This window comes from Kitasatospora sp. NPDC001175 (assembly GCF_053598215.1).
The window spans coordinates 42,943-66,827 of record NZ_JBSFJU010000044.1 but is presented as its reverse complement, the minus strand read 5'-3'; the positions used below and the strand labels follow the sequence as shown (position 1 = coordinate 66,827).

The 23,885-nt window shown below is 67.9% G+C and carries 41 protein-coding genes; 6 read left to right on the top strand and 35 right to left on the bottom strand.

The window, feature by feature from the left end; genetic code table 11:
• Positions 1–1,214: 1,214 nt before the first annotated feature.
• From ACWDAK_RS27240 to ACWDAK_RS27220, 5 genes are all read right to left on the bottom strand, one after another.
• Positions 1,215–1,706 (bottom strand): hypothetical protein, encoded by a 492-nt coding sequence (locus ACWDAK_RS27240; RefSeq protein ID WP_427395040.1) that lies wholly within the window; start codon positions 1,704–1,706, stop codon positions 1,215–1,217.
• Between the two features lie 186 nt (positions 1,707–1,892).
• The gene (locus tag ACWDAK_RS27235) at positions 1,893–2,246 is read right to left on the bottom strand and encodes a hypothetical protein (protein ID WP_427395039.1); all 354 of its coding nucleotides are present in this window, start codon (positions 2,244–2,246) and stop codon (positions 1,893–1,895) included.
• Positions 2,243–2,701 carry a hypothetical protein gene (locus ACWDAK_RS27230; RefSeq protein WP_427395038.1) on the bottom strand — a complete coding sequence of 153 codons (459 nt, stop codon included), beginning with the start codon at positions 2,699–2,701 and terminating at the stop codon, positions 2,243–2,245. The genes ACWDAK_RS27235 and ACWDAK_RS27230 overlap by 4 nt, the downstream gene beginning before the upstream one ends.
• Positions 2,698–2,928: a hypothetical protein gene (locus tag ACWDAK_RS27225; protein ID WP_427395037.1), complete on the bottom strand. Its 231-nt coding sequence runs from the start codon at positions 2,926–2,928 to the stop codon at positions 2,698–2,700. Before ACWDAK_RS27225 ends, ACWDAK_RS27230 begins: the two co-directional genes overlap by 4 nt.
• Positions 2,928–3,251: a hypothetical protein gene (locus tag ACWDAK_RS27220; protein WP_427395036.1), complete on the bottom strand. Its 324-nt coding sequence runs from the start codon at positions 3,249–3,251 to the stop codon at positions 2,928–2,930. Before ACWDAK_RS27220 ends, ACWDAK_RS27225 begins: the two co-directional genes overlap by 1 nt.
• A 160-nt stretch (positions 3,252–3,411) precedes the next feature.
• Here ACWDAK_RS27220 and ACWDAK_RS27215 point away from each other — a divergent pair, with 160 nt between their 5' ends.
• On the top strand, positions 3,412–3,627 hold the full coding sequence (locus ACWDAK_RS27215) for a hypothetical protein (protein WP_427395035.1): 216 nt from the start codon (positions 3,412–3,414) through the stop codon (positions 3,625–3,627).
• Between the two features lie 111 nt (positions 3,628–3,738).
• Here the strand turns inward: ACWDAK_RS27215 and ACWDAK_RS27210 are convergent, their stop codons facing one another.
• From ACWDAK_RS27210 to ACWDAK_RS27140, 15 genes are all read right to left on the bottom strand, one after another.
• A complete protein-coding gene (locus ACWDAK_RS27210; RefSeq protein ID WP_427395034.1) occupies positions 3,739–4,506 on the bottom strand; it encodes a hypothetical protein in 768 nt (255 codons plus the stop codon).
• A 30-nt stretch (positions 4,507–4,536) separates the two neighbouring features.
• A complete protein-coding gene (locus ACWDAK_RS27205) occupies positions 4,537–4,923 on the bottom strand; it encodes a hypothetical protein (RefSeq protein WP_427395033.1) in 387 nt (128 codons plus the stop codon).
• A 64-nt stretch (positions 4,924–4,987) separates the two neighbouring features.
• On the bottom strand, positions 4,988–6,658 hold the full coding sequence (locus tag ACWDAK_RS27200) for a DNA cytosine methyltransferase (protein ID WP_427395032.1): 1,671 nt from the start codon (positions 6,656–6,658) through the stop codon (positions 4,988–4,990).
• A gap of 79 nt (positions 6,659–6,737) precedes the next feature.
• Positions 6,738–6,917 carry a hypothetical protein gene (locus tag ACWDAK_RS27195; protein ID WP_427395031.1) on the bottom strand — a complete coding sequence of 60 codons (180 nt, stop codon included), beginning with the start codon at positions 6,915–6,917 and terminating at the stop codon, positions 6,738–6,740.
• A gap of 77 nt (positions 6,918–6,994) precedes the next feature.
• Positions 6,995–7,369 carry a hypothetical protein gene (locus tag ACWDAK_RS27190; protein WP_427395030.1) on the bottom strand — a complete coding sequence of 125 codons (375 nt, stop codon included), beginning with the start codon at positions 7,367–7,369 and terminating at the stop codon, positions 6,995–6,997.
• Entirely contained in the window at positions 7,366–7,542 is a 177-nt protein-coding gene (locus tag ACWDAK_RS27185) for a hypothetical protein (protein WP_427395029.1), read from the bottom strand. Before ACWDAK_RS27185 ends, ACWDAK_RS27190 begins: the two co-directional genes overlap by 4 nt.
• Entirely contained in the window at positions 7,539–7,673 is a 135-nt protein-coding gene (locus ACWDAK_RS27180; protein ID WP_427395028.1) for a hypothetical protein, read from the bottom strand. The genes ACWDAK_RS27185 and ACWDAK_RS27180 overlap by 4 nt, the downstream gene beginning before the upstream one ends.
• The gene (locus ACWDAK_RS27175; RefSeq protein WP_427395027.1) at positions 7,670–8,068 is read right to left on the bottom strand and encodes a DUF4326 domain-containing protein; all 399 of its coding nucleotides are present in this window, start codon (positions 8,066–8,068) and stop codon (positions 7,670–7,672) included. Before ACWDAK_RS27175 ends, ACWDAK_RS27180 begins: the two co-directional genes overlap by 4 nt.
• Positions 8,065–8,466: a hypothetical protein gene (locus ACWDAK_RS27170; RefSeq protein WP_427395026.1), complete on the bottom strand. Its 402-nt coding sequence runs from the start codon at positions 8,464–8,466 to the stop codon at positions 8,065–8,067. Before ACWDAK_RS27170 ends, ACWDAK_RS27175 begins: the two co-directional genes overlap by 4 nt.
• A 3-nt stretch (positions 8,467–8,469) precedes the next feature.
• Positions 8,470–8,646 (bottom strand): hypothetical protein, encoded by a 177-nt coding sequence (locus tag ACWDAK_RS27165; protein WP_427395025.1) that lies wholly within the window; start codon positions 8,644–8,646, stop codon positions 8,470–8,472.
• Between the two features lies 1 nt (position 8,647).
• A complete protein-coding gene (locus ACWDAK_RS27160) occupies positions 8,648–8,881 on the bottom strand; it encodes a hypothetical protein (RefSeq protein WP_427395024.1) in 234 nt (77 codons plus the stop codon).
• A 3-nt stretch (positions 8,882–8,884) separates the two neighbouring features.
• A complete protein-coding gene (locus tag ACWDAK_RS27155) occupies positions 8,885–9,076 on the bottom strand; it encodes a hypothetical protein (RefSeq protein WP_449806505.1) in 192 nt (63 codons plus the stop codon).
• A gap of 63 nt (positions 9,077–9,139) precedes the next feature.
• Positions 9,140–9,472, bottom strand: a complete 333-nt coding sequence (locus ACWDAK_RS27150; RefSeq protein ID WP_427395022.1) for a hypothetical protein — start codon at positions 9,470–9,472, stop codon at positions 9,140–9,142.
• Positions 9,473–9,555: 83 nt separating this feature from the next.
• On the bottom strand, positions 9,556–9,858 hold the full coding sequence (locus ACWDAK_RS27145) for a hypothetical protein (protein ID WP_427395021.1): 303 nt from the start codon (positions 9,856–9,858) through the stop codon (positions 9,556–9,558).
• Between the two features lie 45 nt (positions 9,859–9,903).
• Positions 9,904–10,350 carry a WYL domain-containing protein gene (locus ACWDAK_RS27140; protein WP_427395020.1) on the bottom strand — a complete coding sequence of 149 codons (447 nt, stop codon included), beginning with the start codon at positions 10,348–10,350 and terminating at the stop codon, positions 9,904–9,906.
• A gap of 153 nt (positions 10,351–10,503) precedes the next feature.
• Here ACWDAK_RS27140 and ACWDAK_RS27135 point away from each other — a divergent pair, with 153 nt between their 5' ends.
• The 3 genes from ACWDAK_RS27135 to ACWDAK_RS27125 all read left to right on the top strand — a co-directional run bounded on the left by ACWDAK_RS27135 (position 10,504) and on the right by ACWDAK_RS27125 (position 11,664).
• Positions 10,504–10,785: a hypothetical protein gene (locus ACWDAK_RS27135; RefSeq protein ID WP_427395019.1), complete on the top strand. Its 282-nt coding sequence runs from the start codon at positions 10,504–10,506 to the stop codon at positions 10,783–10,785.
• 12 nt (positions 10,786–10,797) lie between these two features.
• Positions 10,798–11,343, top strand: coding sequence for a hypothetical protein (locus ACWDAK_RS27130; RefSeq protein ID WP_427395018.1), 546 nt, complete (start codon positions 10,798–10,800; stop codon positions 11,341–11,343).
• A gap of 99 nt (positions 11,344–11,442) precedes the next feature.
• Entirely contained in the window at positions 11,443–11,664 is a 222-nt protein-coding gene (locus ACWDAK_RS27125) for a hypothetical protein (protein ID WP_427395017.1), read from the top strand.
• Positions 11,665–12,059: 395 nt separating this feature from the next.
• On the opposite strand, the gene ACWDAK_RS27120 is transcribed toward ACWDAK_RS27125, so the two are convergent.
• The 15 genes from ACWDAK_RS27120 to ACWDAK_RS27050 all read right to left on the bottom strand — a co-directional run bounded on the left by ACWDAK_RS27120 (position 12,060) and on the right by ACWDAK_RS27050 (position 20,951).
• A complete protein-coding gene (locus tag ACWDAK_RS27120; protein WP_427395016.1) occupies positions 12,060–12,245 on the bottom strand; it encodes a hypothetical protein in 186 nt (61 codons plus the stop codon).
• Entirely contained in the window at positions 12,242–13,999 is a 1,758-nt protein-coding gene (locus ACWDAK_RS27115) for an AAA family ATPase (protein ID WP_427395015.1), read from the bottom strand. Before ACWDAK_RS27115 ends, ACWDAK_RS27120 begins: the two co-directional genes overlap by 4 nt.
• A 107-nt stretch (positions 14,000–14,106) precedes the next feature.
• A complete protein-coding gene (gene ssb / locus ACWDAK_RS27110; RefSeq protein WP_427395014.1) occupies positions 14,107–14,598 on the bottom strand; it encodes a single-stranded DNA-binding protein in 492 nt (163 codons plus the stop codon).
• Positions 14,599–14,893: 295 nt separating this feature from the next.
• Positions 14,894–15,262: a WhiB family transcriptional regulator gene (locus ACWDAK_RS27105; protein ID WP_427395012.1), complete on the bottom strand. Its 369-nt coding sequence runs from the start codon at positions 15,260–15,262 to the stop codon at positions 14,894–14,896.
• Positions 15,259–15,876: a hypothetical protein gene (locus ACWDAK_RS27100; RefSeq protein ID WP_427395011.1), complete on the bottom strand. Its 618-nt coding sequence runs from the start codon at positions 15,874–15,876 to the stop codon at positions 15,259–15,261. The genes ACWDAK_RS27105 and ACWDAK_RS27100 overlap by 4 nt, the downstream gene beginning before the upstream one ends.
• A complete protein-coding gene (locus ACWDAK_RS27095; RefSeq protein ID WP_427395010.1) occupies positions 15,873–15,998 on the bottom strand; it encodes a hypothetical protein in 126 nt (41 codons plus the stop codon). The genes ACWDAK_RS27100 and ACWDAK_RS27095 overlap by 4 nt, the downstream gene beginning before the upstream one ends.
• Positions 15,995–16,432 (bottom strand): hypothetical protein, encoded by a 438-nt coding sequence (locus ACWDAK_RS27090; RefSeq protein WP_427395009.1) that lies wholly within the window; start codon positions 16,430–16,432, stop codon positions 15,995–15,997. The genes ACWDAK_RS27095 and ACWDAK_RS27090 overlap by 4 nt, the downstream gene beginning before the upstream one ends.
• Positions 16,422–16,676 (bottom strand): response regulator transcription factor, encoded by a 255-nt coding sequence (locus ACWDAK_RS27085; protein WP_427395043.1) that lies wholly within the window; start codon positions 16,674–16,676, stop codon positions 16,422–16,424. The genes ACWDAK_RS27090 and ACWDAK_RS27085 overlap by 11 nt, the downstream gene beginning before the upstream one ends.
• A gap of 14 nt (positions 16,677–16,690) precedes the next feature.
• Entirely contained in the window at positions 16,691–17,506 is an 816-nt protein-coding gene (locus tag ACWDAK_RS27080; RefSeq protein WP_427395008.1) for an exonuclease domain-containing protein, read from the bottom strand.
• A gap of 89 nt (positions 17,507–17,595) precedes the next feature.
• Positions 17,596–18,360: an ERF family protein gene (locus ACWDAK_RS27075; protein WP_427395007.1), complete on the bottom strand. Its 765-nt coding sequence runs from the start codon at positions 18,358–18,360 to the stop codon at positions 17,596–17,598.
• A 2-nt stretch (positions 18,361–18,362) separates the two neighbouring features.
• Positions 18,363–19,415 (bottom strand): YqaJ viral recombinase family nuclease, encoded by a 1,053-nt coding sequence (locus tag ACWDAK_RS27070; RefSeq protein WP_427395006.1) that lies wholly within the window; start codon positions 19,413–19,415, stop codon positions 18,363–18,365.
• Entirely contained in the window at positions 19,412–19,825 is a 414-nt protein-coding gene (locus ACWDAK_RS27065; protein WP_427395005.1) for a hypothetical protein, read from the bottom strand. Before ACWDAK_RS27065 ends, ACWDAK_RS27070 begins: the two co-directional genes overlap by 4 nt.
• Positions 19,826–20,009: 184 nt before the next feature.
• Entirely contained in the window at positions 20,010–20,399 is a 390-nt protein-coding gene (locus ACWDAK_RS27060; RefSeq protein WP_427395004.1) for a DUF6197 family protein, read from the bottom strand.
• A gap of 85 nt (positions 20,400–20,484) precedes the next feature.
• Complete coding sequence (locus tag ACWDAK_RS27055) at positions 20,485–20,721, bottom strand: hypothetical protein (RefSeq protein ID WP_427395003.1); 237 nt, start codon at positions 20,719–20,721, stop codon at positions 20,485–20,487.
• A complete protein-coding gene (locus ACWDAK_RS27050) occupies positions 20,718–20,951 on the bottom strand; it encodes a helix-turn-helix domain-containing protein (protein WP_427395002.1) in 234 nt (77 codons plus the stop codon). Before ACWDAK_RS27050 ends, ACWDAK_RS27055 begins: the two co-directional genes overlap by 4 nt.
• A gap of 271 nt (positions 20,952–21,222) precedes the next feature.
• Between ACWDAK_RS27050 and ACWDAK_RS27045 the strand changes: the two genes are divergently transcribed.
• Positions 21,223–21,684, top strand: a complete 462-nt coding sequence (locus ACWDAK_RS27045) for a helix-turn-helix domain-containing protein (RefSeq protein WP_427395001.1) — start codon at positions 21,223–21,225, stop codon at positions 21,682–21,684.
• Between the two features lie 404 nt (positions 21,685–22,088).
• Positions 22,089–23,855, top strand: a complete 1,767-nt coding sequence (locus ACWDAK_RS27040) for a recombinase family protein (protein WP_427395000.1) — start codon at positions 22,089–22,091, stop codon at positions 23,853–23,855.
• Positions 23,856–23,885 lie beyond the last annotated feature (30 nt).

The following is a 23,885-nucleotide window of genomic DNA, read 5'->3' as shown; positions in this document are numbered from 1 at the left end:
TGACGAGCAGCCGACCACCCCCGGAGCCGTGGAACCCGGCGCCCACCCGCGCGACAGCCGGGCCCTCGCCATACCCACAGGCACAAACAGCACGCCCGGACAAGCAGAAACGGCCCGCCAGCAAAGCTGACGAGCCGTCATGCAAGATCGAGGCTAGCGCTGGATTGGCCGCTGGTGCCGCGGTTGACCACCTACCAAATTTGGCCGGTGGTCGGAGCGTTTTGCCTGGTCACGACGCTTGCTGGAGCGGCTGCGTGTCTGTTCTTCGGGGCTTAGCGCACAGTTCCTGGCTGTGTGCAAAGCCTATACACGTGGTGCTAATGGCGTGTCAACCGGGTCGGGCTAAAGGTGGCGCCCTTCCCCTTTTTAGTGGTGGAGAGTGACACAAGTACTTGTGCCTATTGGTACCGTGGCACGGCCAGATGCCGTTAGCAGCCGGACGCTACACTGGATGCTAAGGGCGTTAGCTTTCGTGATTGCTGAGATGTCTCCGCTTCGCGCGGAGATGACGAAGGCCGCCCCTGTCCCCTGCTGCGGAAACGAGAGGCGGCCGTCGTGACGAGGTCCCGACCTACTGGTTCACGTGTGGCAGGACTCAGTCCTGCTTGAAGATCCAGAACACGATCTGGATCAACAACCACACGTGCCTGGGGTCGGGGCCTCCCCAGCGATGAGCAGGACCACGGTGCTTGGCCATGCTGTCCTCCACAGCGCGGCGCGGGCCGCATCCGGAGCGACCTTAGGGGGTCACGCCGCCAGTGGAAGACAGCCAGGCGTTCTCCAGAGCCATCGCCCAGCGCAAGGTCAGTTTATGGACCGCGCCGGATGCCGAAGCTCGATTGCCGCCCGCTGCCGCATTTCTGAGTCAAAGTCATGTGATCTGTGATACGCGGGAGACGGGGGAGAGGGCGGCATGTGCCAGCACTAGTCGGGTGCCTGGGCCGTCTGGAACTCCTTCGCGCCTGCAGGTGGCCATCAAGGACCACCGTTGGCGAAAGCCCGGCTCGCGAGGAGAGCTATCTGACCCACTCCCTGTACTGCTGCTCCCACTCGGCCAGGTCGACCGGCCGCACGACCGCATCCAGCGAGGTCTCGTCCCACACCAACCGGCACCCGCCACCCGAGCCGCGCGGTGACACGGCCGCCCGCCGGCTGGGGTGAGGAGCTTGCCGCGGCGCGTCTGAGCCCTAGCCATCGTGCTGGCTTGCAAGCGGCTACGCCGACAACTCGCCGCGCAGAGCACGGACCTCACGTGTCTCCCCGAGCACCGCGCTTGCCAACTCGACGAGGCTTCTGAGCGAGTGCTGATCTTCGAGGTCCGCGATGTGCTCTTTGACCTGGCCCCGTACCTCCGGCCAGCGTTCGACCCACAGCTTCAGGTGCCAGCCGATCGCTTCATCGAGGTATTCGACAGCTGGCCCGGTACCGTTAAGCCTCCGCTGGCCGATCAGACTCCGACGACCGATCAGGATCGCTTCGAAGCACCACAGAATCGCGAAGTAGTTCGGCAGCACGACTTCGGTCCGCGCGAGGTCACGCTCTTCTGCCCGCCTGTAGAACTCCAGAGCATCCCGAGCATCGCTAATCTGAGGGGACACCAAGGTGCTATACAGCGAGCGGGCCAGCTCGAAGCCAGTGTGAAGCTTTACCCCGCGGGTATTCCGCCAGGTCAGCGCCGCTCCGCCGAGAGACACTGCCGCGGACAAGGCACTGATGTAGGTAGTGGTAGACAACGATCCCCCAGACATCGACTGAAGGTTCGATACCCCTTATCGATGCCATGAACGCCGCGTCGCCAGACGGATCCCGAGCCGGGCTGGCGCTGTGCCGGACGCCAGCGACCGTGGGGTCGGGCGTCATGCCCGCCCGGCGGACCCGGGCGGGCTGGTGGTTCACTTGGCCTGCCGTGCGGGTCTGGCCGGCAGCTCGTACAGCGCCTCGGTCGACTCCGGGTGCTGGATCTCGTCGATCAGGTGGTCCTGCTCCGGGTTGCCGCAGTGGTGCAGGCCGGCGACCGCGGCGCAGCGGGACTCGTCGAACTCTTGCTTGGTCATGGCTTCCTCCTTGTTGCTGGATAGTTGGTGCGGTTGGTAGTCGTCGATCGCGGGGCCGACATCGATCGGCATCCACCGGCCACGGCGGTGCAAGTGCCGGCGGGAATCCACCGGCTCGTTGTTTATGGGCGGCTCGTCGAGGTCGAGGTCGCTGTCCCACAGGGCATCGAGGTAGTCGTCCGGGCAGCTCACACCGCACGCTCCCCGTCCTGGCGACCCCAACCCTCGCGCTGTGCCCAGTTCCGCGCCTTCCGCGCCGCCAGCACCGGCACGCCAGCCTCCACCGGATCCACACCGCGCAGCGCCGCCTCCAGCGCCAACACAGCCGCCTCCGTACGGGCCGTCACATGCGGGCGACGCCGCATCAACGCGCTCAACTCGGCCACGGTCTTCCCGGCACGCGGTGCGAGGTAGGTCAGCGGCCAGCCGCCGGCTACCAGCGACCGCAGGGCAGCCGCCGTCCGCTCGGCCGGAACCCAGCCGGACTGCGGAGCGCAAGGGGCCTCGGCCTGCGTGGACGGATCGACCTGGAGGTGCTCGGCGGCAGCGGCGAGAAGTAGCCCCACCTGTCGGACGTTCACCGGGATCCGGTGCCGGTCCGCAGCCCGGAGCATGGCGCGCAGCGCAGCATCATGCTGGATGGTCACGGCTCGCTCCTCTCGAACTGCCGCTCCAGGGCGGCGATCAGGCGGGGGTAGGCGTTGCCGGGCGGCTGATCGGGCCCGGCAGTGCCCGTGAAGAACTCGGCCTCGATAGCGGAACGTTCGGCCGCGGTCTCGTCGGAGTTCCGGTTGCTGCGGCAGATCGCCGCCAGCCACACGACCGAGAGCACCCACGCCGGCACGGCCACCGCGGCAAGCACCAGCCAGCGCATCACGACCGGCTCCCTTCGCGGCCGAGGATCTGCTGGGCCACCGCGACGGCGTATGGGTTGACCTCGCCGCAGGCATCGCCCTCGGCCGCGTCCTCCAGCCAGTCAGCAAACGCCAACGCGGCGCCAGGGTGCATCATCGCGACGAGCGCAATATCCAAGTCGCCGTCACGCCCAGCCGTGCTGCGATCTACGACGATGTAGTCCCTGGCCGATCGCACCACCCGGCCGTCGACCTTCCATGGGGCCGGGTGAAGTCGATTGGCGTTCTCGGCTGCCAGGCGCAGCTTGCCAGCAGCGAGGACAAGAGTGGCGGCTGGGTTCATGGTCTCTCCTCGGGGTTGCATGTTGGACGTTGCTGGTGGCCGCCGCAGGATCGCGGCGGCCAGCAGACGGCCAGTTGGTAGAGCGAGGCGGCTCAAGGTCAGCTGCTCAGCTGGCCAATGCGTTCGCTACGCCAGGGGTCGCGCAGATATGGTTCGGCAGGTGATCAAGAACCTGCTGTTCGTACTGCTATTTACGGTCGTGGGCCTCGCAACCGATGTCGTCCTGTTCCTGGGCTTCGGCGTGGAGTCCAAGGCCGCTGCCTACATCTCGGCCGGGGTGATAGCGGTCTGTGTGATCACCCGCCGAGGGGTGGCGGCAAGGACGGAGACTCAGCGGCATCGGGCAGGTTCAAAAGGCACAGGCTCCGCGGGCTGAGCGTCGCCTATCGGTGACCGACGGCCCAGCAGTTCGGGCGGACGTCACGGCCGTCGGGCCGGTGCTCCTCGGGGTTGGTGGCCGCCGCACAGCCGCGGCAGGCCGGTAGCATCAGGCGGCCGACTGCGTCGGACCGTCCGGGGCCGCGCGTCGTTTGCCGCGCAGCAGATTGCACAAACCGTTCTTCGAATAGCCGACCTCCACCGCGAGTTGGGCCAGCGTCGCCCCAGCCGCGCGCCGGTCACGCAGAGCATCAACCTCGGCCTCGGTCAGGCGGCGCTTACCGGTGGAGTCGACGGGCGCCCGGTTCAGGACCCGCTTGTCACGCGGAAGCCGGCGCGGCGTCTCATGCTCGTGCCACAGCGCGAGAGCCCGCCTTCGGCCGGACCGCAGCAGCGACGAGTAGTTACCCAGCGGAACGCCGAGCGTCCGCGCGGCAGCCTGATGGTCCTCCGTGAGAGCGAGCGCCATCACCGCCCGCTGCTGCGCCAGCGTCAGACGCGGCCATATCTGCCAGACCGCGATCCGCTCGGTCACCCGCTCATCCATCGGGACACGCCCAGACGCCTGCCAGTAGCGCTGGAAGCCGGGCAGCACGCCACCGCCGTGCTCACTGCGCTGCATGCCGTGGGCGTGCATCTCCAGGCGGACATGCTGGTGGGACGCATTGCGTCCGAGCGCCAGAAGCTCCTTCTGGGAGGGCCGCCGTTCGCAGGTGGCGAGGTACTCGATGAGCGCGAACTGGACAGCGTCGCAGCGCTCATGGGTGGCCGAGCCGAGGTCGGTGCGGTACGGGTCCATGGTGATGACCAGCCGGGAGATGCGGTCGATGTCGCGGTAGGTGTAGCCGTGCCACAGGGGCTCGCGAGTGGGGTCCATGGCGCCGTCCTTGCAGTAGTGCGGAGGGTGTCAGCTTTCGTCGGTTGTCGGGGTACTGAGGGCGGCCAGCAGCTCGGCTCTGGAAACGCGACCCGGCCGATCCAGCAGCGCGCGGACACGCCGGTGCCGGGCGTCCATCTCGTGGATGAGGGCCAGTGACGGCATGCGCCTCGACTGCTCCTCCAACTGCTCGACCCGCTGCCTGTACTCAGCGGCGTTCCACTCGGCCAACCGCAGACGGCGCAGCAACTCGGCCAGCGGCACCCCTTGGTAGTTGGCGAGGTAGAAGGCGCGTTCGCCATCGGTCGCACCCTCCAGCGGGTCTTCGAGAGGCAGCGCCTTGACGGTGTAGTCGCCGCGGCCAGTAGGGCTGATTCGGATACAGCCGCCAGCAGTGGGTCGCCTCAGATCGGTCATCGGGTTCTCCAGGGTTGGGGCCGCCGCGGGGTACGGCGGCCGTGTGTAGGCGTCAGGCGACCCGTCAGGCGCCGTGGAGGATGGAGCGCAGGCGGGCCCCGATCCAGGCCCCGACCTGAGGAGATACGGCGTTCCCGAATCCGTCGACCTGGTCGCGGGCGCTACCCCACACGACGTACGAACCCTCGTAGCCGGGGAAGTTGACGTCGAAGCCGCAGCCGCGGCCGATCTCGTACTCCCGCATCATGCGGAAGTAGCACTCCTCTAGCCGCAGTTCGGCAAGCGCGGCCCGCCACTCGCCCATGAGCAGCGGAGGCTGGTTCTGCTGGACGACGCCCGCGGCGGTGAGCAGGCCCGGGATCTGATCGGACGTGACGGTCGGCATCGACTCGCCGTGCACCGTCGGCGTGGTGTTCTTGCGGAACGGCAGCACCCCTGTGGACAGCATCGCCATGGTCTCCGAACCGCCCTGCGTCGGCAGGGCATCGTGGACGCCGCGGGGCGCGCCCTGGAAGTTGTCGACCGCGAGCAGCAGAGCCTTCTCATGGGTCGTGGTGACCGTGTCCATCGGCCGGGTGAAGTGCTGCCCGTCGCCGTTGTGCCGGTGCTCGGCGATCACCGCGCCGGTGGAGACGAGCGCCGTCTCCTGCTGGCTGGTCTGCGTCGCCATCGGCTGCCACGGATGCCTTTCGCTGCCGTGCACGGCCTTGGCCGGCATCAGCACAGCGGGGAACTCGCCGAAGCGCTGGCGGCACCGCTCGGCGCGGGCCATCGTGGTGCGGGCGAGCGGCCCGACCCAGCCGTCCTTGAACGTCTTGACGGGCTTGTCGCCGATGCGGGTGCCCAGGTCGGTCAGGTCGAGGGCGACCAGCGAAGGCGTCATCGGCGGAACGACTTCGCGGTGGCAGCGCGGGCAGCGGTAGTCGTACTGCAGGCCATAGCTCACCGTTCCGGTCGGCGGCACACCGGTCCGCCAGGACCACACCGCCTCCACGTCCTTGTCGCAGGCGTGGCAGTGCGTCACGGGCCGGTGGTCGAGGTCGGGGGTGGGCAGGGACTTGTCCCAAAACGCCCAGTAGGCGCGGTTCCGGGACTGCGGCACGCCGAAGAACATCGAGTTCAGGTAGAGCACCTGGTGCCTGTAGCCAAGCAGGTCGAACTGCTTGAGCCACCACCGGTAGGTGGAGCCGTCTCCGACCTTCGGGCGACCGGGTATCGCGGGGCCCCAAGAGGTGAGTTCGGTGGTGCACTCGACGAGGATCAGCCGCGGGTGGTGCTGGGCGGCGTAGTGCAACACGCAGTTCGCGGTGGCCCGGTCGCGCTCGGACCGGGTGACCCGCGCCTCGTAGTCCGGGTCTTCGAGCTCGAACAGCGCCAGGCCCTGCTCGTAGGCCTTGATCGTGTTCGCCTTCGAGTGGTTGACGCAGGAGACGCCGGCGACGAGGAGGTCAGCTGCGGGCAGGTCGCGGGCGGAGTGGTAGTCCGCTGCTTCGGGGTCGACCAGGTCGGCGATCCAGTGCTCGGCGTCGGGGTGGTTCGCCTCGTGCACCTCGACCTTGTAGGCGTTGTGGTTGGCGGCCATGATCGTGGTGAATCCGGCCATCTCGATGCCGCGGGTCAGGCCTCCGAATCCGGAGAACAGGTCGACTGCGACGAGGTCGTCGTGGCGGAAGCGGCGGCGCCTGGCGGCAGGTCGGTGTGCGGCGGTGCGACGGCCGATCGTGGACTTCCTCACGGCGTGGTTTCCCTTTCTCCGATCAGGTGGTGGGCTGGGCGGCGTTGCGGTCGATCTCGTCGGCCACTGTGTTCCTTGCTCAGTTGGCGGGGTCGGGGTCGACGAGCTGGAGGCCGAGGGCCTCGCGGTGCTCGTCGTTGAGCAGGAGGGCGACGGGCTGGCCGTCCTCGGTGAGGCAGCAGACGATCGTCGGGTCGTCAGGGTCGGCCGGGTTGCGGTGGATGACGGTGCGGTCCCAGCGGACAATCAGCGGATCCATGGCAGGTTCCTCGGGCTGAGTGGGGTGGTGCCGTGCGGCCCGGCGGCGGCAAGCACCGGGCCGCACGACGGAGGGGTTCAGGCGGTCGGCGCGGAACCGGCGGCGTCGAGGCGCTCGCGGAGCCGCTTGGCGTAGACAGCGGCAATGCCGTTACGGGAGCAGTAGTCGGCCATCTCGTCGGCGAACGCGTACGCAGCGGTGACCTGGGCGCGGAGCCGGTCCAACTCGGGCTGGGCCACGGCGAGCGCAGCGGCGGCGATCCCTTCCGGGCTGCCCTCGATCCGTACGACATACCGCCACGGCTCGGGCTGACGAACCGGGTGCGCGGCCTCGCATTCCTCCTCAGTGTCTCGGCAGTCGGTGCCGTCGCAGGAGTAGGCGGCGGCGAGCAGGCCCCGGGCGATGCGGTCGGCGAGCTGCTCGTCGGTGAGCGGGGCGGCGGTGTCGGTCATCGGGCGTCCTTCAGCTGTTGGCGGCGGGCGTAACGGAGCTCGCGGAGTTCCTCGCAGAGCCGGTCCCAGTGGGACCGGGCACGGTTGAGCTCCTTGCGGGCGTCCTCGATGTCGAGCCGCAGGCGGCTTTCGCGCGCGTCGAATTCGGCATGGGTCAGCGGCTGGTCGCTCATCGCTTCTGCTCCGGGCAGTCGGTGTCGCAGCCACCGGCGCAGGCGCATCCCGCGCAGCCGGGGCACCAGAGCGAGTAGTGCTCGCCGCAGACCTCGCACCAGTCGACGATGTTCGGAACCTTGACGGTCATCGGGCGTCCTCCAGTTCGGGGTTAGCCAGGCGCAACAGGTGCGCGGCGTGGCAGTGGTCGGGCTGGCCCGGCTCCGGGTCTGGACACCAGCACATGAGGTCCCGGCCGGCGAGAACCCGGCGCGTCGTGGAAATCAGTTGCGGCCGCTCGGCGAGCCACGCCCGGTACAGGCGGACGGCTTCCGCTCGCGCGTCGGCGGCCAGATGGTAGGTGGGCCACGGGTTGCCCGACTCGGCGGGCGGGATGCCGTAGAGGCTGTCGGCTTGGCGGACGACCGCCCAGGGGTTGCCCCACCTGGTGCCCCGGCCGACGTAGACCGGTGTGCGTCCGTGTTCGTCGAGGGGTGCCCTCCAGCCAGCGGTGCGACGGCGCTGGATACGGCGCGGGGCGGTCATCGGACGTCCTCCGTCGCGGGGTGGACGGTGTAGCGGCCACGGTCGTGGCGGATGGTGTCGCCGAACCTGGCCACGACACGAGGCAGACCCTTGTGCTCCCGGATCGTCAGGCCATCGCACACGGCACGGTCAGCCGTCTCGTTCAGGCTGTAGTAGGGCTTGCTGGGCCCGATCAACTCCCACAGCTCACCCAGGTTCGCCTTGGTCACGACCCACTCGGTGGCGGCCGGCGCCGTGCACACCAGGCACGCAGGCCGCTGCTGCGCCGTCGCTTCGTCGGCCGGGATCACGCGGACCTTACCGGTGCGGCTGTTCAGCCGGGCAGTGTCGAGGGCCTTACAGGCGAGGTCGGTGTGGTAGCTGCCGCTGCCAGCGGTGACGTAGACGGTGCCGGTCATCGGTCAATTCCCCTCGTGGTTACGGCAGCGCAGCTCGATGAACTCGCCGTCGCGGGCCTGGTAGCGAACCCAGCCGTCACCGTCCTGGCCACGCTCGTGGCAGGCACAGGCCGGGCGCTGCTCAGCACGGGCGGCCTCCTCCACGGCACGGTCCGCAGCGATCTCGGCGGTGGCGGTCATGTCAGTCCTCCTGGGCGGTAGTGGCGTGCCGGGTACGGCGGAGGTCGGAGTAGGGCGGTCGGCCATAGTCGACCTCTGCGCGGCACCAGCGGCCGCGTCCCTCCTCGTCCTGCCGCTTGTGCCAGTGGGTGATACGGATTGATCCGTCGCCGCCGCGGGGGTTGTAGACGGCGACGGCCTTGCCGCAGGTCGGGCAGTCGGTGTACTCGGTGTAAGCCGACGGCTTCGCGGTCACTGGTCAGTTCTCCTGGGCGGCGATACGGGCGGCGGTCTGCTGCGGGTGGTGGGTCTCGACCGGCATCCACTGCTGAAGCAGTGGGTCGTGCCGGTAGACCTTGATCTCGGTGACGCCGGACCGCGCTGCCGTGCGCAGCTGGGCGGTGACGTGCCGGTAGGCGTTCACGCGGCTGGTGTGGCGGGTCGTGGTCACGGACGGGACGCCGGCGCTGACGGTAGTGACACGCCAGGGCTTACGCGGGCCAGTGGCCATGGGTCAGTCCTCCCGGGTCGTGCTGACGGCGGCGATGGCCTCGCACTCCGCACGGTCGGCCTCGGCTTGCCTGATCAGACGGCCGGTGTTCGCCGCCAGGCCCAGAAGGAACTCGGTCGCGGCCTGCTCGTCGGCGCTCATCGGCGCGTTCAACTCCCGCTCCCGCTCAACCCCCCAGCAGCGGGAGCACAGCAGCGGCTGCGTGTCGCGGTCGCACCACTCACACGGGACGGGGATCGCGTGCATGTTGTGGTCGGGCTGGTAGAGGAACAGAGGTCGGGTCTGCTTGCAGCGGTCGCAGCTGGCTTCAACCGGCCGCTCGGGCTGGTCGGTCACGGTGTCTCCTCCGGAAGGTGCGCTGGCGAGTTGGTGGGCCAGTTACTGGGGCATCACGGCAACCCCGGCCAGACGGTGGCCGGTCAGGCGGCCGGGTTGGTGGTGCGTATCTGCTTGCAGGCGTTGCATGTCACGGCAGCCAGGTGCTTCGCGAACCGGGCCTCGGCCCACGTCCTGTCATTGCCGGCCGGTGCGCCGCACAGGGTCTGCGAGCCGTTCTCGCTGGCGCTGTACTTCACCCGGTAGAAGCTGTTGCCGCGCTTCCGGGCGATGCGCTTACGGATGTGCACCGGCCCCGAGAGAGCAGCGGCGATCCGCTCCTGCCGCTGCCTCTCCAACTCGGCGAGGTGCTGCTGGACCAGTTCCTTGGCTTCGGCTTCGGTCATCACGGACTCCAGGTGGCGGGGTGTGCGGGCGGGTGGCGGGGCGGGTCAGTAGGCGAAGAGCGAGGTTTCGGCGTACGTCGCCAGGCAGTCCGAGCAGTGCGGGTCACCCGACGGGCCAGCGGCGAGCTCGTCCGCGTCACACAGGTAGAAGCAGCCGTCACAGAACGCCTTCTCGATCGCCGGTGCGGCATCCGCCGGACGCTCCAGGACGTAGGAGCTGCGGTGAACCGTGTACGCCGTGATGCGGTCCAGGCGGAAGGTGCGGCGGTCCTGGCTCTCACGGTCCATGACCTTCAGCAGGATGTCCCCGGCCTTGGAGACCTCGAAGTTGTAGATCTCGATCGTGCGGACCGTCTCGGTGCCGTCGGCCTTGATGTAGGTGATGGTGACGGGCTGGCGGCGGTCCATGGCGGCCATGAGGCGGAGGGTGGTCTGGTGCTGGGTCTCGTTCGCCGTGTGCCGCATCATGGCCTCCTGGGTGTTCTTGGCCAAGTCGCTTGGCCTGACGCCAATGACGCTAGACCAAGCGACTTGGCCAAGCAAGTAGTCCAAGCGAATTGGACAAAGTTCTTTGAGTGTCCTACCGTGCCCAACGGGGAGACCGTCCCATGGCCATGGCCAAGCCACTTGTGCAACCATCTGGACATGACCGACTACACGCCCAGCGCGCAGCTCACCCAAGCCATCGCCGACTACGACAAAGCCCAGCAAGAAGCCGACGCGGCACGCGACGCACTCCGCCTCGCAACCGCCACCGAAATGAAGACCCACGACGTCACCGCCAAGGTCCTCGCCAACCACCTCCCGTGGTCCGACGAGACCATCCGAGGCATCGCCCGCGAACACGACGTCCCGCTCAAGCGAGCCCCCACCGTCAGGTCCATCAAGCCCAAGAAGCGAACCGCCGGCGGCAAGCCCTCCGGCTGATCGGAGGAGTCCGTGCCACCCGCTACCAGCCGCATCGAACGGCAGATCACCAACCTGATCCGATGCGGACTCGACCCTGCATTGCTCACCAATGCCACTGCGGCGACCATCAGCCCTGCGGACCTGGAATCCCCCTACGCCAAGGTCGCCGTCTTTGTGGACGGCTGCTACTGGCACGGGTGCCCCGACCATGCGAAGGAAGGCGAGCGATCGGCTCGGGTACGGCGCCGAGATGCGGAAGTCAATGTGGGCCTGGAGGCGCGAGGTTGGCTTGTTCTGCGAGTCTGGGAGCACGAGGAACACCTCGCGCCGTTCATCGAGAGGGCGCAGGTGGCAATCGTCGAGCGAGCCGCCGCACGCCGAGCTGAGGTGCTGACTCACCTCGCCGCGCACGGAACGGGCGAGTGGTGCATGGAGTGCGACCAGTGGCCGCATGGACCCGTTACCGGCGACGATGGCTGGTGCGTCCGATGCGACGTGAACGCCAGCGACCATCAGTTCTCTGCGGTTGAGTTGAGGTTCTTCGGCCCTCGGGGTGAGGGCGACTTCGTGGATTGACCTACCCCGTCCCGCAAGCCGCCGGCCCGCTGCGCCGAGCGGCCCATTCCCGTGCCCGCGCACTGGCCACCCAGGGCCGCCCGGCCTGACGCTGGACCCATGAGCAGCGACGAACCCCTGGTCGAAATCTCGCCCCTCATGCCCGACGACCACCACCGACACGTCCGCATCGCCATGACCGACGCCACCCCCATCTGGGTGCCTTGCGCCAACCAGCAAGACCTGGTCGAAGCCGTCCACGAATACCGGCCCGACATCAACCCCGACGACCGCCACCAGGTCCGGTGGATCGACCATCCCGGCGAATGGCCCGCCAGCTGACCCGCTCACGGCCGTGCCTCGAAGCGCTTGACCGGGATCCCCGCCGCCTCGGCCCGGCGCATACAGTCGGCCGCCCCGCGGGAGGCGCTCACCGCTGCGCCCTGTTCTGGCGGGCCGGTGTGGTCTGGCGGGGGTCGAGACGAGACGCAGCCTCACGGCCTCTCTGGCGGCTTGCCAGGAGCGCGGATGGGCAACGTGTCGCGAGAGTGGGGCCCAAGCCGCCCATGGACTGATAGCGGGCCGTCTCAGGCGTCAACTGTCGGACAGTCAGACCGGCAGGCAGCAGATGGGACATCGCGAACTCCTTGGGAGCGGCGGGATTCGAGGAGTGGCCGAACAGCCTGAACCGGCCACGGTCATGACCATCAAGCGCAGCGGGCGACAGTCATGACCTGTCAGCCGAATGCCGTCCGCGGCTCCCACTCGTCCCAGTCCTCGGCGGGCCGGCTGGCCCAGGTGGTGTGCCAGGTGTGCCTGCAGTTCGGGCAGTGGTAGCGGCAGTTGGTGCCGAAGTGGGTCTGGATGGTGGCCCAGGGTGGGTTGTCGCGGTGGAGGCAGCGGGGGCAGGTGTCGGCGTTCATGCGGCGTCTCCGTGGGTGTTGCAGATGATGTGGGTGTCGTAGCCGCGGGCTTGCCAGTCGGTGGGGAGGGGTTTTCCGCAGCGGGTGCAGGGGGTGTCCCCCGGGGGACGTCCCCCCTCCCTAAGGAGGGAGGTGGGGGGACGTTCCGCCCTCAGGGGCGTCCCCCCGGTGTCCCCCCGCTGGTTGGGGGGACGGTTGACCTGGGGTTTTGTGTGGGGGTCCCCCGGGGCTGGGGGGACGTTCTCGTTCAAGATCGCGGGGGACGTTGGGGGGACATTCGGGGGGACGGGCAAACCCGGCATTTCGGACCGGTTTTTGCGAACCCGGATCGCCTCCTCGATCTTGTCCTTCCGAGCCCGGATCCCCAGCTCCGCACACCGCGCCACAACCCGCCGCCCACCCCACTCAGGCGGCACCCCAGTCCGGTCCAACTCCGCCACAACCCACTCGACACTGCCCGGCTGCACAGGCCGCGCCGCCTGCCCGAAACCGTCCAGCTCGACCAGAACGACTGAAGTCACGGGCCGGCCGTCAGGCTTTGTCTCGCCCGGGATGTCGACGATGTGCAGCCCGAACTCGATGTCCGGCCCCTCCTCGTCGTCCTTCTGCTTTCCGGTCTTGACCGTGACGACCGTGCTGAGCGCCTCACCCTTCTTCGACACGTGGAGCTCCGACTGCAGGGCACCCTTCGCCGACGTCGACCCGCGGCCATGCTCACCCTGGTGCCCGGTGTGGTGAATGAGCAGAACACAGCCGCCAGTTGCGGACCGCAGCTGTTCCATGCGGTCAACCACCAAGCCGAGCTCCTTCGCCGAGTTCTCCTCAACACCAACGGACACCCGAGCTTGCGTATCGACGACGACCAAAACCGGATCCAGACGCCGACACGCCTCGATCAGCACAAGCCACTCCGGATCCATCGCCTGTACCGGCCGGGGCAGGAACAGCACGTTGTCCATGCGAACCCCGTGGTGCCGCTCCCACGCCCGGACGCGCTTGCGGATTCCCCGAGCACCCTCGGCGACCAGGTACACGACCGTTCCCTGCCGGACCGGCCGGCCGTGCCACGGCTTCCCAGTGCCGACGTGCCCGGCGATGTCGATCGTGACGAAACTCTTCATGTGCCCCGACGGGCCGATGATCCGGGCGAGAGTGTCCAGATGGAGCAGGTCCCCGACGAGCGACTCCAGCGACGGCATATTGTCGAGCGCCGTGGTGTCGAGCATCTCCGCGAGGAGCGACTCGACCGCTCCTTTGACGCCGCCGCCCGCCCGCTTCACCTCGTCTTCGAGGTGCTCCCGGATCAGGTCGTCGAGGTGCTCCGGGGAGGATCCGCGCTGCGCCTCGACACTGAGGCGGACGGCGAGTTCGGTCTTGCGTCGCAGCCTGGCCTTCTCCTGCACTATCGCGGCGTAGTAGTCCGCCGAGACGTTCGGGGCCTGGCAGATGGTGAACAGGTAGGAGCCGCCGTCGACGAGCCGCAGTTGCCCGAGGCGTTCAATCTCGGCGTGCAGGGCGATCGGGTGGGTGGGCTGGCCGGCGGCGGCCTGTTGCTGGAGGAGGTCCCAGACGAGCTGGTGGCCTGCCCGGTAGAAGTCGGACCGGTCGAGGAAGGAGACGCGTCCGACGTTGGTGGGGTCGTACATGCACGCGCTGAGCACCGCTTGTTCGGCGGCCAGGTCGACGGGGACGGAACGGTCGATGTAGCTTCCGTCGTCCTCGTCGGGGGCCGGGAATCGGTGGACGTTGCTCACGGTGCAGTGCTCCTAGCCGGGGTGGTCGGGGCGGTGGTTCGGCCTGCGCGTGGGGGTGTCGTATGCGTGGGAGCAGCCGTCGTTGGGGAAGCCGTCGCGAAGATGATCTAGAAGGGGGGCTGTTCTTCGGAGCCGCTGTTGTGCCGCGGCGCTTCCCAACCATCCTGAGTGGGTGTCGGCGAGGCCCACGGGTCGTTCTGCACCGGCCGGGAGGGCCGCTTCTGACCGCCCTGAGCCTGCGAGTTGGACTTTTCGACGTGGGCCGTGGCGCGGGTGAGGTCCGGGCCGATCGAGTCCAGCCGCACCGCGATCTTGGAGCGCTTGGCGCCGGTCTTGTCCTCCCAGTTCTCCTGTACCGCCCGGCCGACAGCGACCACCGCCATGCCCTTGCCGAGGGAGCCGACGGCGTTTTCTGCCAGGGCGCGGAAAGCGGTGCAGTCCCACCAGGTGACGTCCGCATCGGACCACTCGCCGGTCTGCTCGTTCTTCACACGGCGGGAGGTGACGATGGAGATCCGCGCGATTGCGGTCCCGTTGCTGCTGAACCGCAGCTCCGGATCTGCACCAAGCCGACCAGTGAGAGTGATGGGGGCGCTCACGTGCTGCTCCTGTTCACGGCCGCGCGGGCGGCCTGGTAGTCGGTGGGGTTGCTGCGCCGCTTGCCGGAGGCGATGGCCCGGTGGTCGATGAGGGCGGACGCGGATTGCGGGCTGGGTGTGCTCCAGGCGCCGGGGAGCGGGCCTTCGCCTTCGGGTGGTTCCGGGCGTCCAGCGACGGCGGCCGGGGTGTGGAGGGGGCACCTGGTGCCGGGGAGGTAAGCGCGGACACCTTGCTCGTTGTGGCAGTGGCGACGCTCAGCACCGATGTAGTGGGTGCACCGGGCTGCCAAGGTGTTCACGCGGCTTCGGGCTGGGGATCCGCCGTACCGACGCTGGCGGCTTGGGTGCAGGTGTCGCACCGGCAGCCGAAGAGCCATGCCTGGTAGGTGCCGTGGGTGGCAATGAGGTTGCTGACGGCGCGTCCGGTACGCATGGCGTCGCGCTCGCGTGGGGTGTAGCCGCCCCAGATGCCGTCATGGCTGGTGACGCCGGTGGTGCGTTCGCTGTCGAGTGCCTCGGTGAGACATTCGACCCGGACCGGGCAGCGCTCGCAGGTCTGCTTTGCTGCGACGACTCGGTGGTCGTTCGGCTTGTAGTGGCGGAGGAAGAAGAAGTCGGGACCGGTCTGGCGGCAGCGGGCTTCGTCACGCCACGTGGTGCTCATCGGACTGCCCTGCAGTCCGGCCAGACCACCTTGTCGAGCGCGACCCGGTGCGCCTTGGGCATGTCGGCGATCGGATGGCCGAGCCAGTCCCGGCCGGCGGCCATGAGAACGATCGCGTCGGCGAGGTTGTCGTCCCCCGCGGTCTCCCACGCCGGCCAGCGGCGGGCGACAGCGTCAACCACCGCTGCCTTGGCGGCTGCGCCTTTCCCGGTGGCGTATAGCATCCGCCCCTTGGGATCCATGAGGCCGATGGGGATCTCGGAGTTAGTCAGACGCCGGTACACCTCCCACCACAGCCAAGCGCGTTCATGGCTGCTGCCACCGGTCCGAGACAGCGCGGGAGTCTCCATCACGACCATGTCGGGCTTGCCCACGGCGAGGACGATGCGGCTCGCGAGGTCGGTCAGCGCTGCGAGGCGCTGCGGATGGGGGAGGCTGCTGAACGTCCTCTTCCTGTTGCGGCGGTCGGGGTAGCCAACGCTGTCGCACCAGCCGTTGGAGGACGCGATGCCGGTGCCGGTGGAGTCGTAGGAGCCGATGGCGGTGTCGAGTCCGACGACGACGGGCCCGGTGACCCCGACGGGGAGTGCGGCGTGTTCGAGGAGGGCGGTCATTCGTTGCTCCTGGGGATGAGGGCGAGGGTGGTGAGGGCGAGCCCGCACGCGAACAGATGGGCAGCGGCGAGGGCGTACCAGCCGGGTTCGCGCGCGAGGCGGCAAGCGATGTCGGCGATCACGCGGCGGCGGCCGGCTCCTGGTCGGCCGTGAGCTCGGCGATGCGGCGCTGCAGGTCCTCGATCTCGCGCCTGGACCGCTCCGCGTCGTCGTTCAGCCGCAGGGTGAGAGCCTTCTCGTCGGCAAGACGGCGCTTCAGCACCCGGACCTCGATGTCCCGGGACTGCCCGGACCGCAGGACGGCGTTCTCGGACCGCTCCTGGGCGATGGCCCGCAGCAGGCGGCCATGCCGGGTCAGGAGGTTGGCGTGCGCGTCGTCGAGATGGGCGAGCCGGGCGACCTCGGCCCAGCACAGGTCGTGGCCAGCGGTGAACTTACCGGCGATCCGGCCGACGACTGCCTGGGCGGTTTCGGCGCGGGACTGGTGGTAATCCCGCTGTTCCCGGAGCCGCTCGATGGTGGCCTGGGAGGTGTTGGTCTTCCGCCTACCGAACATGGCTCACTCCTATGAGAGTTGAAGATTTGGTGGCCACGTCGGACGGGAGGATCCCGAGACCGATGGCGATAGCGACGGCATGCGTTCCGTTGGCGGCTTTTAGCCGGGGGAGGAGGTCCCGCAGGTGCGACCGGGCTGTGTATACGGAGAACTGCAACTGGCGGGCGATCTGCGGTAGATCAAGGCCTTGGGCGAGGAGCGAGAGCACTTCGGTCTGCCGCTCGGTCAGCTCGACGGGGTGCATCGACGGGCGGCCGGTCACACGGTCACCGCCATCGGCGAAGGGCGCAGCGGCCAGGACCCGTCGATAACCTTCTCGGGGTCGCCCCCGCGATCCGCCGGCGCCGACCGAAACCACGCCTGGAGCGAAGCGGCCTGCTCGGCAGCCCAGGCAACTTGCCGGTCATGAAGCTCGTCCAGGTTCAGCCCCCGGAGTTCACCGAACCTCGCGTACCGATCCGACAGCACCCATGTCGGCAGACCCTCCAGAGTCCGGTGGGCGAGTTCGCCCATCCACCACGCAACCCGAGCTGACACCATCGCGTCGAACTCGCAGCCGTGCGCCGCCTCGTCATCCCATGCCACGCCGAACACCTGCGCCACGGTCTTGAGAACCCGTGCCCCCTGGGTCGGAGACACCCGCTTGCGCCGGGGGAGTACGTGCTGGTCGAGGATCCGGGTGTCGATGACCGGCCGGACTGGACGGCCGCAGATGTCCTCCAGGCCACCGAGCCCGTACCGCCGGCACTCGCGGTCCAGCAGGGTGAGGTCGTAGGCGAGGTTGTGGCCGACCAAGGGCATGCCCGCAGTAACGGCTTCGGCGACGGCGGTGGCGATCTCCTCGACGCCCTGCGCAGCGTCGGCGCCGTCCTGCTGGGCCTGGGCAGTGGTGATGCCGTGAACGGCGGTTGCACCCTCGGGGATCTCGACTCCGGGGTCGAGCATCCAGGTGCGAGGGGTGACGGTTGAACCGTCGATGTGAATGACGGCGGCGGTGACGATCCGGTCGTTGTCCGGGTCGATTCCGGTGGTTTCGAGGTCAAATGGGCAGCGTGGCCCGCGGATCCAGGTCATGGAAGTCCTTCTGGTGAGAGATGATGGTGGGGCGGGCCGTGCCTGCTTGCCATGGGCACGGCACCGCACCTGCTACTGGCATCGCAGGCTCATTGCGCGTCGCCCGCAGCGCGTTCCTTGCCGATCCGGATCACCATCTGCCCGATCGGCTCTTCATCTCCGACCTCGTTGGTAACCAGCGCAGCCGCCTGCCGGGTCTGCTGGAGTTCCTGGTGGATCTGCCGCAGCCGGCCCACGGAGGTGGCAGGGTTGGTGATCTCGTCCAGGTACGAAGCAGCCGAGCGGATCGGCGCCTCGCCACGCTCGTATGGATCGGCGTCAGCGTCCCGCTCCTCAGTGGGAACCATGCCGCCGGTCAGCATCAGCGTCCGAAGGGCCACCGACTGGGCCTTCGGTGTGGAACGGCTCCCGGTGTCGGTGGCCTCGCCCATGGTCTGCGTCTCGATGAAGTCCCCAGATGGACCGTAGATCCGATAGGTGACCGTCACCGTGCACTCGCGCATCTTGCCGCCGCTACTGGTTGAGATGTCGCGGTACTCGGCGTCGGTGCGGGTAGGTAGGACCGCAACGCCGTGCCTGCGGCAGATCGGTCCGAAGGCGTTCAGCACTGCGTCGACGCCGCGGAACATGAACTTGCCAGCACGGCCGCCATCGAACCTCTGGTTCTTGCCGATTGCCCGGACGTCGCCCATCACCCGGATCCATGCAGTGATGGCGTCGACCTTGTCCGGGTCGCGGGTGAGGTCGGCAGGATCGATGTCCGGCTCGATGTACTGGCCGACTACGCCGGGGAGTTCGGCGTGGGCCTCTGCGGTGCGACCGGCCAGAGCGGCGGCATTCTCTGCCAGACCCATGGTCAGGACTCCTTCTGAGGCTTGAGGCGGAACGCCTTGTCGATGTCGAGACGCTCGCCGGGCTTGGTGGTGACGCAGTCGGCGTAGGCGTCGGGCCAGCGCTCGGCGAGGCGTCCGTAGTCGGTGCTCGGACGGCCGACAGTCGGCTCCATCGACCACGCCTTCCCGTTGCCGAGCGCGGCGACCTGCGCGTCGCCCAGGAGCCGCAGGAGTTCAGCCTGTGCGACCTCCTTGCGCTTGCGGGCGGCGGCCTCCTCCAGACGGGCGGTCTCGTAGTCGAGGAGCGCGTTGTGCGCGTCCGGTTGGTGATCGAGGTGCACGACGCCAACTCGCTCGGTGTGCAGACGCCGATACAGCTCGACGTTCCGGGCCGGCGTACCGCTGTGCGGCGGCCGGACGCGAGCGAGGACGTTGCCGGTCCAGAAAATCGCGACGGCGGTGAGGACGTCGGCAGTCGTCTGCCGATGCTGATCAGCGCGGACGACACCCTGCCGGTAGTCATTGCCGCCGATCAGGACCGCGTAGTGCATGTGGTCGTAGCCGGTGACGGCCATCTGCCACAGGACCTGGGCGAGAACATCGTCAGGCGCCCCCGAGTGCCACTGGGCGGACTTGAACGCGGACCGGGTCTTAACTTCCAACGCGCACGCTTCGCGGCGGGACTCCGGTAGTGGGCACTCCGTGATACGCCGGTCCAATGTGGCGCGGCGCCACGACTCATCCTGGTGAGCGACCAGGCCCACGCGGCGGACCACACTGCGGTTGCGGCGCGCCCACTCGCGGGCAACAGGCTCTTCCAGGACATTGCCCCAGTGGGCGGCTTCACCTGCGTCGTCGGAGAGTTCACCCAGCTTGTCGAGGTAGACATGCAAGGGAGTGGCGTAGTCGTTGACACCGAGGATGGCAGGGACATCGGAGGAGCCAATGCCAGCGCGGCGAGCGTCGAGCCAGCGGTTACGGTCGGCGTCGGCGGGGAGTACGAGCCGGGCGGTAGGGGTGACGCGCCGCCCGGCTGCCGGGGACTCGGTGGTCCCCGGCAGCTCGGTGACCGTCATGCGACCATGCCTCCATCCCGCTGGTGAGGGAACCGCTGCTGGCCGGCACGAACCGAGGCGGCCAGCAACTGCCGGCCGAGACGACGCGCATCCGTCTGCGCCAGCCGCTCCACCACCGGGCCACCACCGACCGCCTCGACCAGCGCCTCCCGGATCCCGTCCAGCTCCGCATTCGCGAGGTCGGAGCGCCATTCCGCGACATCGACCTGCGGGTGCTCCATGTCGGCACGTCGGGCACGGGCGCTGGTCGCGGCATCGGCGAGCGAGCACAGCAGGTCGCCGACATAACCCGGATTGTCCGCGTACGCCTCCGCGACCCGGTCCAGGAGTCGATGAGCGGCGTCGGTGACGTCGACCTCGGCGACCGCGTCAATGCGACGGTCTGCGTCCAGCGCGTGGATCCTGATCATGATGCGCTCCTGTACCTGTCGAGCTGATGCTGGTAGTACGCGGCGAGGTCCGGATTCCTGGCTTCGAGGGCTTCGGCGAGGCATCGGCGGACTCGGGTCGCGTGCTCATCGCTGGTGATTGGCCGCAGTGCCGGGCCAGCAGGGCTGGCGTACTCGCAGCGGCGGTAAAGGCGGCGGCGCGGCCTCATGCCGCCACGACCCGGCGGTCAACTCGGCGCCCCGAAGCCAACATCAGCGTGTTGATCACGAGCGATGCGGTCGCGCGATCCGACCACTCCTCGACATGGCGTTCTTGATCCGCGATCGTTTCCGACCGCGCGGGCTCGCCATCGACGCGGACGATCTGCGACAGAGCCGCGATGGCCTCCCAGGCCAGCAAGGACTCGATGTGCGGATCGCCGGCGACTGCGCAGCGGATCGCGCCGACGACGGACATGGGCCGCTGGTAGTGCGGGGTTTTGCTGGTGCGGTTGAACGGGTCGGCGACGAAGTCGCCGTGGTGTAAGCCGTTGACCTGGATGATCTGGGCTGTTTTCGCCAGTACGGTGTGGCGATCAGTAGGCTGTCCGATCACGGTCAGCTCGCCCCCTTCTAGGGAGTGGGGTGGGGTGGTCCGAGGGGTCGCTCGGGGAATGCCGTCCACGGGCGGCCCTGCATTGCTAGGCGGCGTTGGGCAGTTGGCGCGGCGAGAGCGGGTGCGTGCCGTTGCGCCACGCTTCCTCGGCGGCCTGTCGCTGCTGGATGATGAGCGTCTCGATCGCTTCGACGGTCTCCAGCCGGTGGCCCGGGTACCAGGCGGCCTCGGCCGCTTCGCGTGGGCTGAGCGCGTCGCGTTCGGCGCGGGCCTGGGCGAGGACCAGAGCGGCGCTGCGGATCGCTTCCTGGCGGGTGGTCATGCGGCTGCCTCGCAGCCGTCGTCGTACTCCTCGGCGAGTTGGTTGGCAGCGACCTCATACGCGCCGGAGAGCAGCATGAGGGTCTCCAGCGACAGATCTCGGCCATTCATGAGGCGCGACACGACGGACTTGTTGATGCCAGTGCGCCTGCTGATGTCGATCTGTCGTCGATCGCCGAGAGTCGCAGCGGCCTCACGGAGCGCCGGGACGTTTAGTCGAAAGCTGGGCATAGTTCACCTCCGTTGCTGGTGCACGAGGTTTGTCTAGCTAGCCAAGTTGTTGGCTCGGCAACCAAAGTACGCCCGGCTGGTTTGGCTCGCAAGCCAAAGTCGTGGACTTACCCGGAGATTTCTCCGCTGCTAGCTTTTGACAGTGGTCACACCGGAGTCGGGTGACTTAAGAGCACCCGAACGATGGACGGCGAGCGAGGCCAGTTCGGGGCGATCTACGGGCGTCGCTATCCTGGCGTTGCCGCGCAGGCAACATCACACGGAGGCATCCATGACCACTGCGGACTTCGCTACATGGCTTGCCGACCTTGCCCTCGCCGCCGGCTACGACACCACACCACACCGCGGAGGGCGCCGGGCGCTCGCCATGGACATGGGTGTCGACCCATCGGTCGTCGGCAAGATGCTCGGGGGTTTCACGCCCGCCATCGAGACGCAGCGGCGACTCGTGGAGGTGCTCAACAGCAAGAACGTGAAGGTCACCGTACGTGAGATGTTGATCCGATCCGGCACTCTCCGCGAAGAAGACCTTCCGCTGCCCGACGAGCAGGCGCCGCCGCCCATCGCCGAGATCGACCTCTATGCCGTCGCGCGACGCTATGGCATCCCCGACGAGCGTGCTGAGCTCTTCGTGGCCAGTGCACGCGCCCTCGCGAAAACCTTCGCTGACGAGCCAGATGAGGCTACGATCAAGCAACCGTCGCAAACGGGTCGGCTGTCTGCGAAGAGGTGATGCACCATGCCGTCACAGTCCTCCAGGCTGCCACTCGCAGCTCTGGTGACGGCAGTTGTCGGTTTCGGCGTGGCCGGGGACGGCGAAACCTTGCACTCAAGATCCGATTCAATCGAGCTAGCGGCAGCAGGCATGCTCCTTGTCGCGGTGTCAGTGATGACGCTCCTTGTCGACGCCTACCGTGCCAGAAGGAGGGTAGCCGCCGCCGAACAGCGCATACAGGGGGAAGCCTTCGCGCTCGCCATCGAGCTCTGGCGTAAGGGAGACCTTGCTGACGCAGTGGCTCAGCCCGCCCGATGCGCGCGTGGCCGGGACGTCTAGAATTTCATCAATCAGCTCAGCGGCCGCTCAAGTGCCCACCTTCCTGGTGAACTTGGGCGGTCGATCTGCATCTGGGGGTCCATGTGAAAGATGATGAGACGGATCAGCTGACCCCGGCCATCGGATACATCCGAGTAAGCATGGCCCGTGAGGAGATGATCTCACCGGAGCTCCAGAAGAACTCGATCGAGGAGTGGGCCCGGCGAAAGAGAAGGCGGATCGTCAAGTGGGTCGTCGACCTCGACGCAACAGGCCGGAACTTCAAGCGCAAGATCATGGAGGCGATTGGGTACGTTGAGGACGGCACTGCCAAGGAGATCGCAGTCTGGAAGTACAGCCGCTTCGGTCGGGTACGCCACGGCAACGCCGTCAACCTTGAACGAGTCGAACGCGCAGGTGGCCAGCTCGAATCCGCCACCGAAGACATCGACGCCCGTAACGCGGTAGGGCGTTTTCAGCGCGGCATGCTCCTTGAACTCGCCGCCTTCGAGAGCGACCGCGCCGGCGAACAGTGGATCGAAACCCACCAGTGGCGCCGCGACCACGGCCTCCCCGCTATGGGGCGCCCCCGCTTCGGATACACCTGGCATCAGCGCAAGCGGTACGAGCCCGACGGCACCGTAACGGTCCACGAAGAGCGCTATGAGCCGGACCCGAAAACCAGCAAGGTCGTAGAAGACCTTTACCTCCGGTACATCGCAGGCGAATCCTTCCGATCCCTGGCACTATGGCTCAACGACGAAGGACACCGCACGGTCCGCGGCGACCTGTGGAGCGGCAAAGCCGTCAAACGGTACATGGACAGCGGCTTCCCAGCCGGATACCTCCGACTCCACCTCAAAACCTGCCCTCAAGGCTCCTTCCCCCACGACTGCGAGCAGTACGAACTAGTCCGTCACCCGACCCTCCATCACCCCGCCATCATCAGCGACGACACCTGGCGCCAGTACCAGGAACGCCGCGACTTCACCCGTACCGCTGCCCCCCGCGCCCGACACGCTGCCTACCCCCTGACGAGCCTCGTGAGATGCGGGCTGTGCAACGGAGCTGCCCGCAGGAATGTGGACCACCGGGGGCAGGCCCGGTATGTGTGCCTGAAACGGGCGGAAAGAGGCCAGCATTCTTGCCCTGGGACCGGGCTCAAGTCCGAGGTGATCGAAGGCGCAGTCAGGGCAAAGCTGGCGCACTTCGTTGATGAGATCAACGGAGCCGCCGGCAGCGCCGAAGTCGCCGTACCGGGCCAGCGGGGCCGAGACTCGAAGGATCGGCGACGTGCTCAACTGGAGGAGTCTCTCGCCAAGCTGGAGCGATCTATCGTGCGTCACATGCGCGCCTACGCGATGGCTGAGGACGACGACCCGAACGGCAACCTGGAGAAGGAGTACCTGGCCACGCTGCGGGACTTGCGTGCCGAGAAGTCGGCCCTGACCGAAGAGCTGGCCAAGCTACGCGCAGACCTGGAGGGCGGTGGCCAGGAGACGACGAAGGCAGCCGCGATCACGGTTGTGGAGGGCCTGCTGGAGGAGTGGGAGACGTTGCCGCCTAATCGGCTCAATGCCCTTCTTCGGAAGGTCGTCGAAAAGGTCATCCTGCAGCCGGGGAACGGAACCATGGAGATCTATCCGACGTGGACCTCAGAGCCGTGGACCTGGACCGACCCGCAGGCCGACAAGCCCAAGTCCAAGCACGCGGCAGTGCTGGCGATGCGTGAGGCGAATCCGGGTGTAAGGCCCCAGCAGATCGTAGATCAGCTTGCTGCCCAAGGTGTAACCGTGACGGCAGGCTACATCCGGGCGTGTGTCTCCCGGGCTGCAAGAGCGTCCCGGAAGAGAGGCGATGGGGGGCTCTGACCAGTGCCGAATCAATGTCGCCTTTTAGAG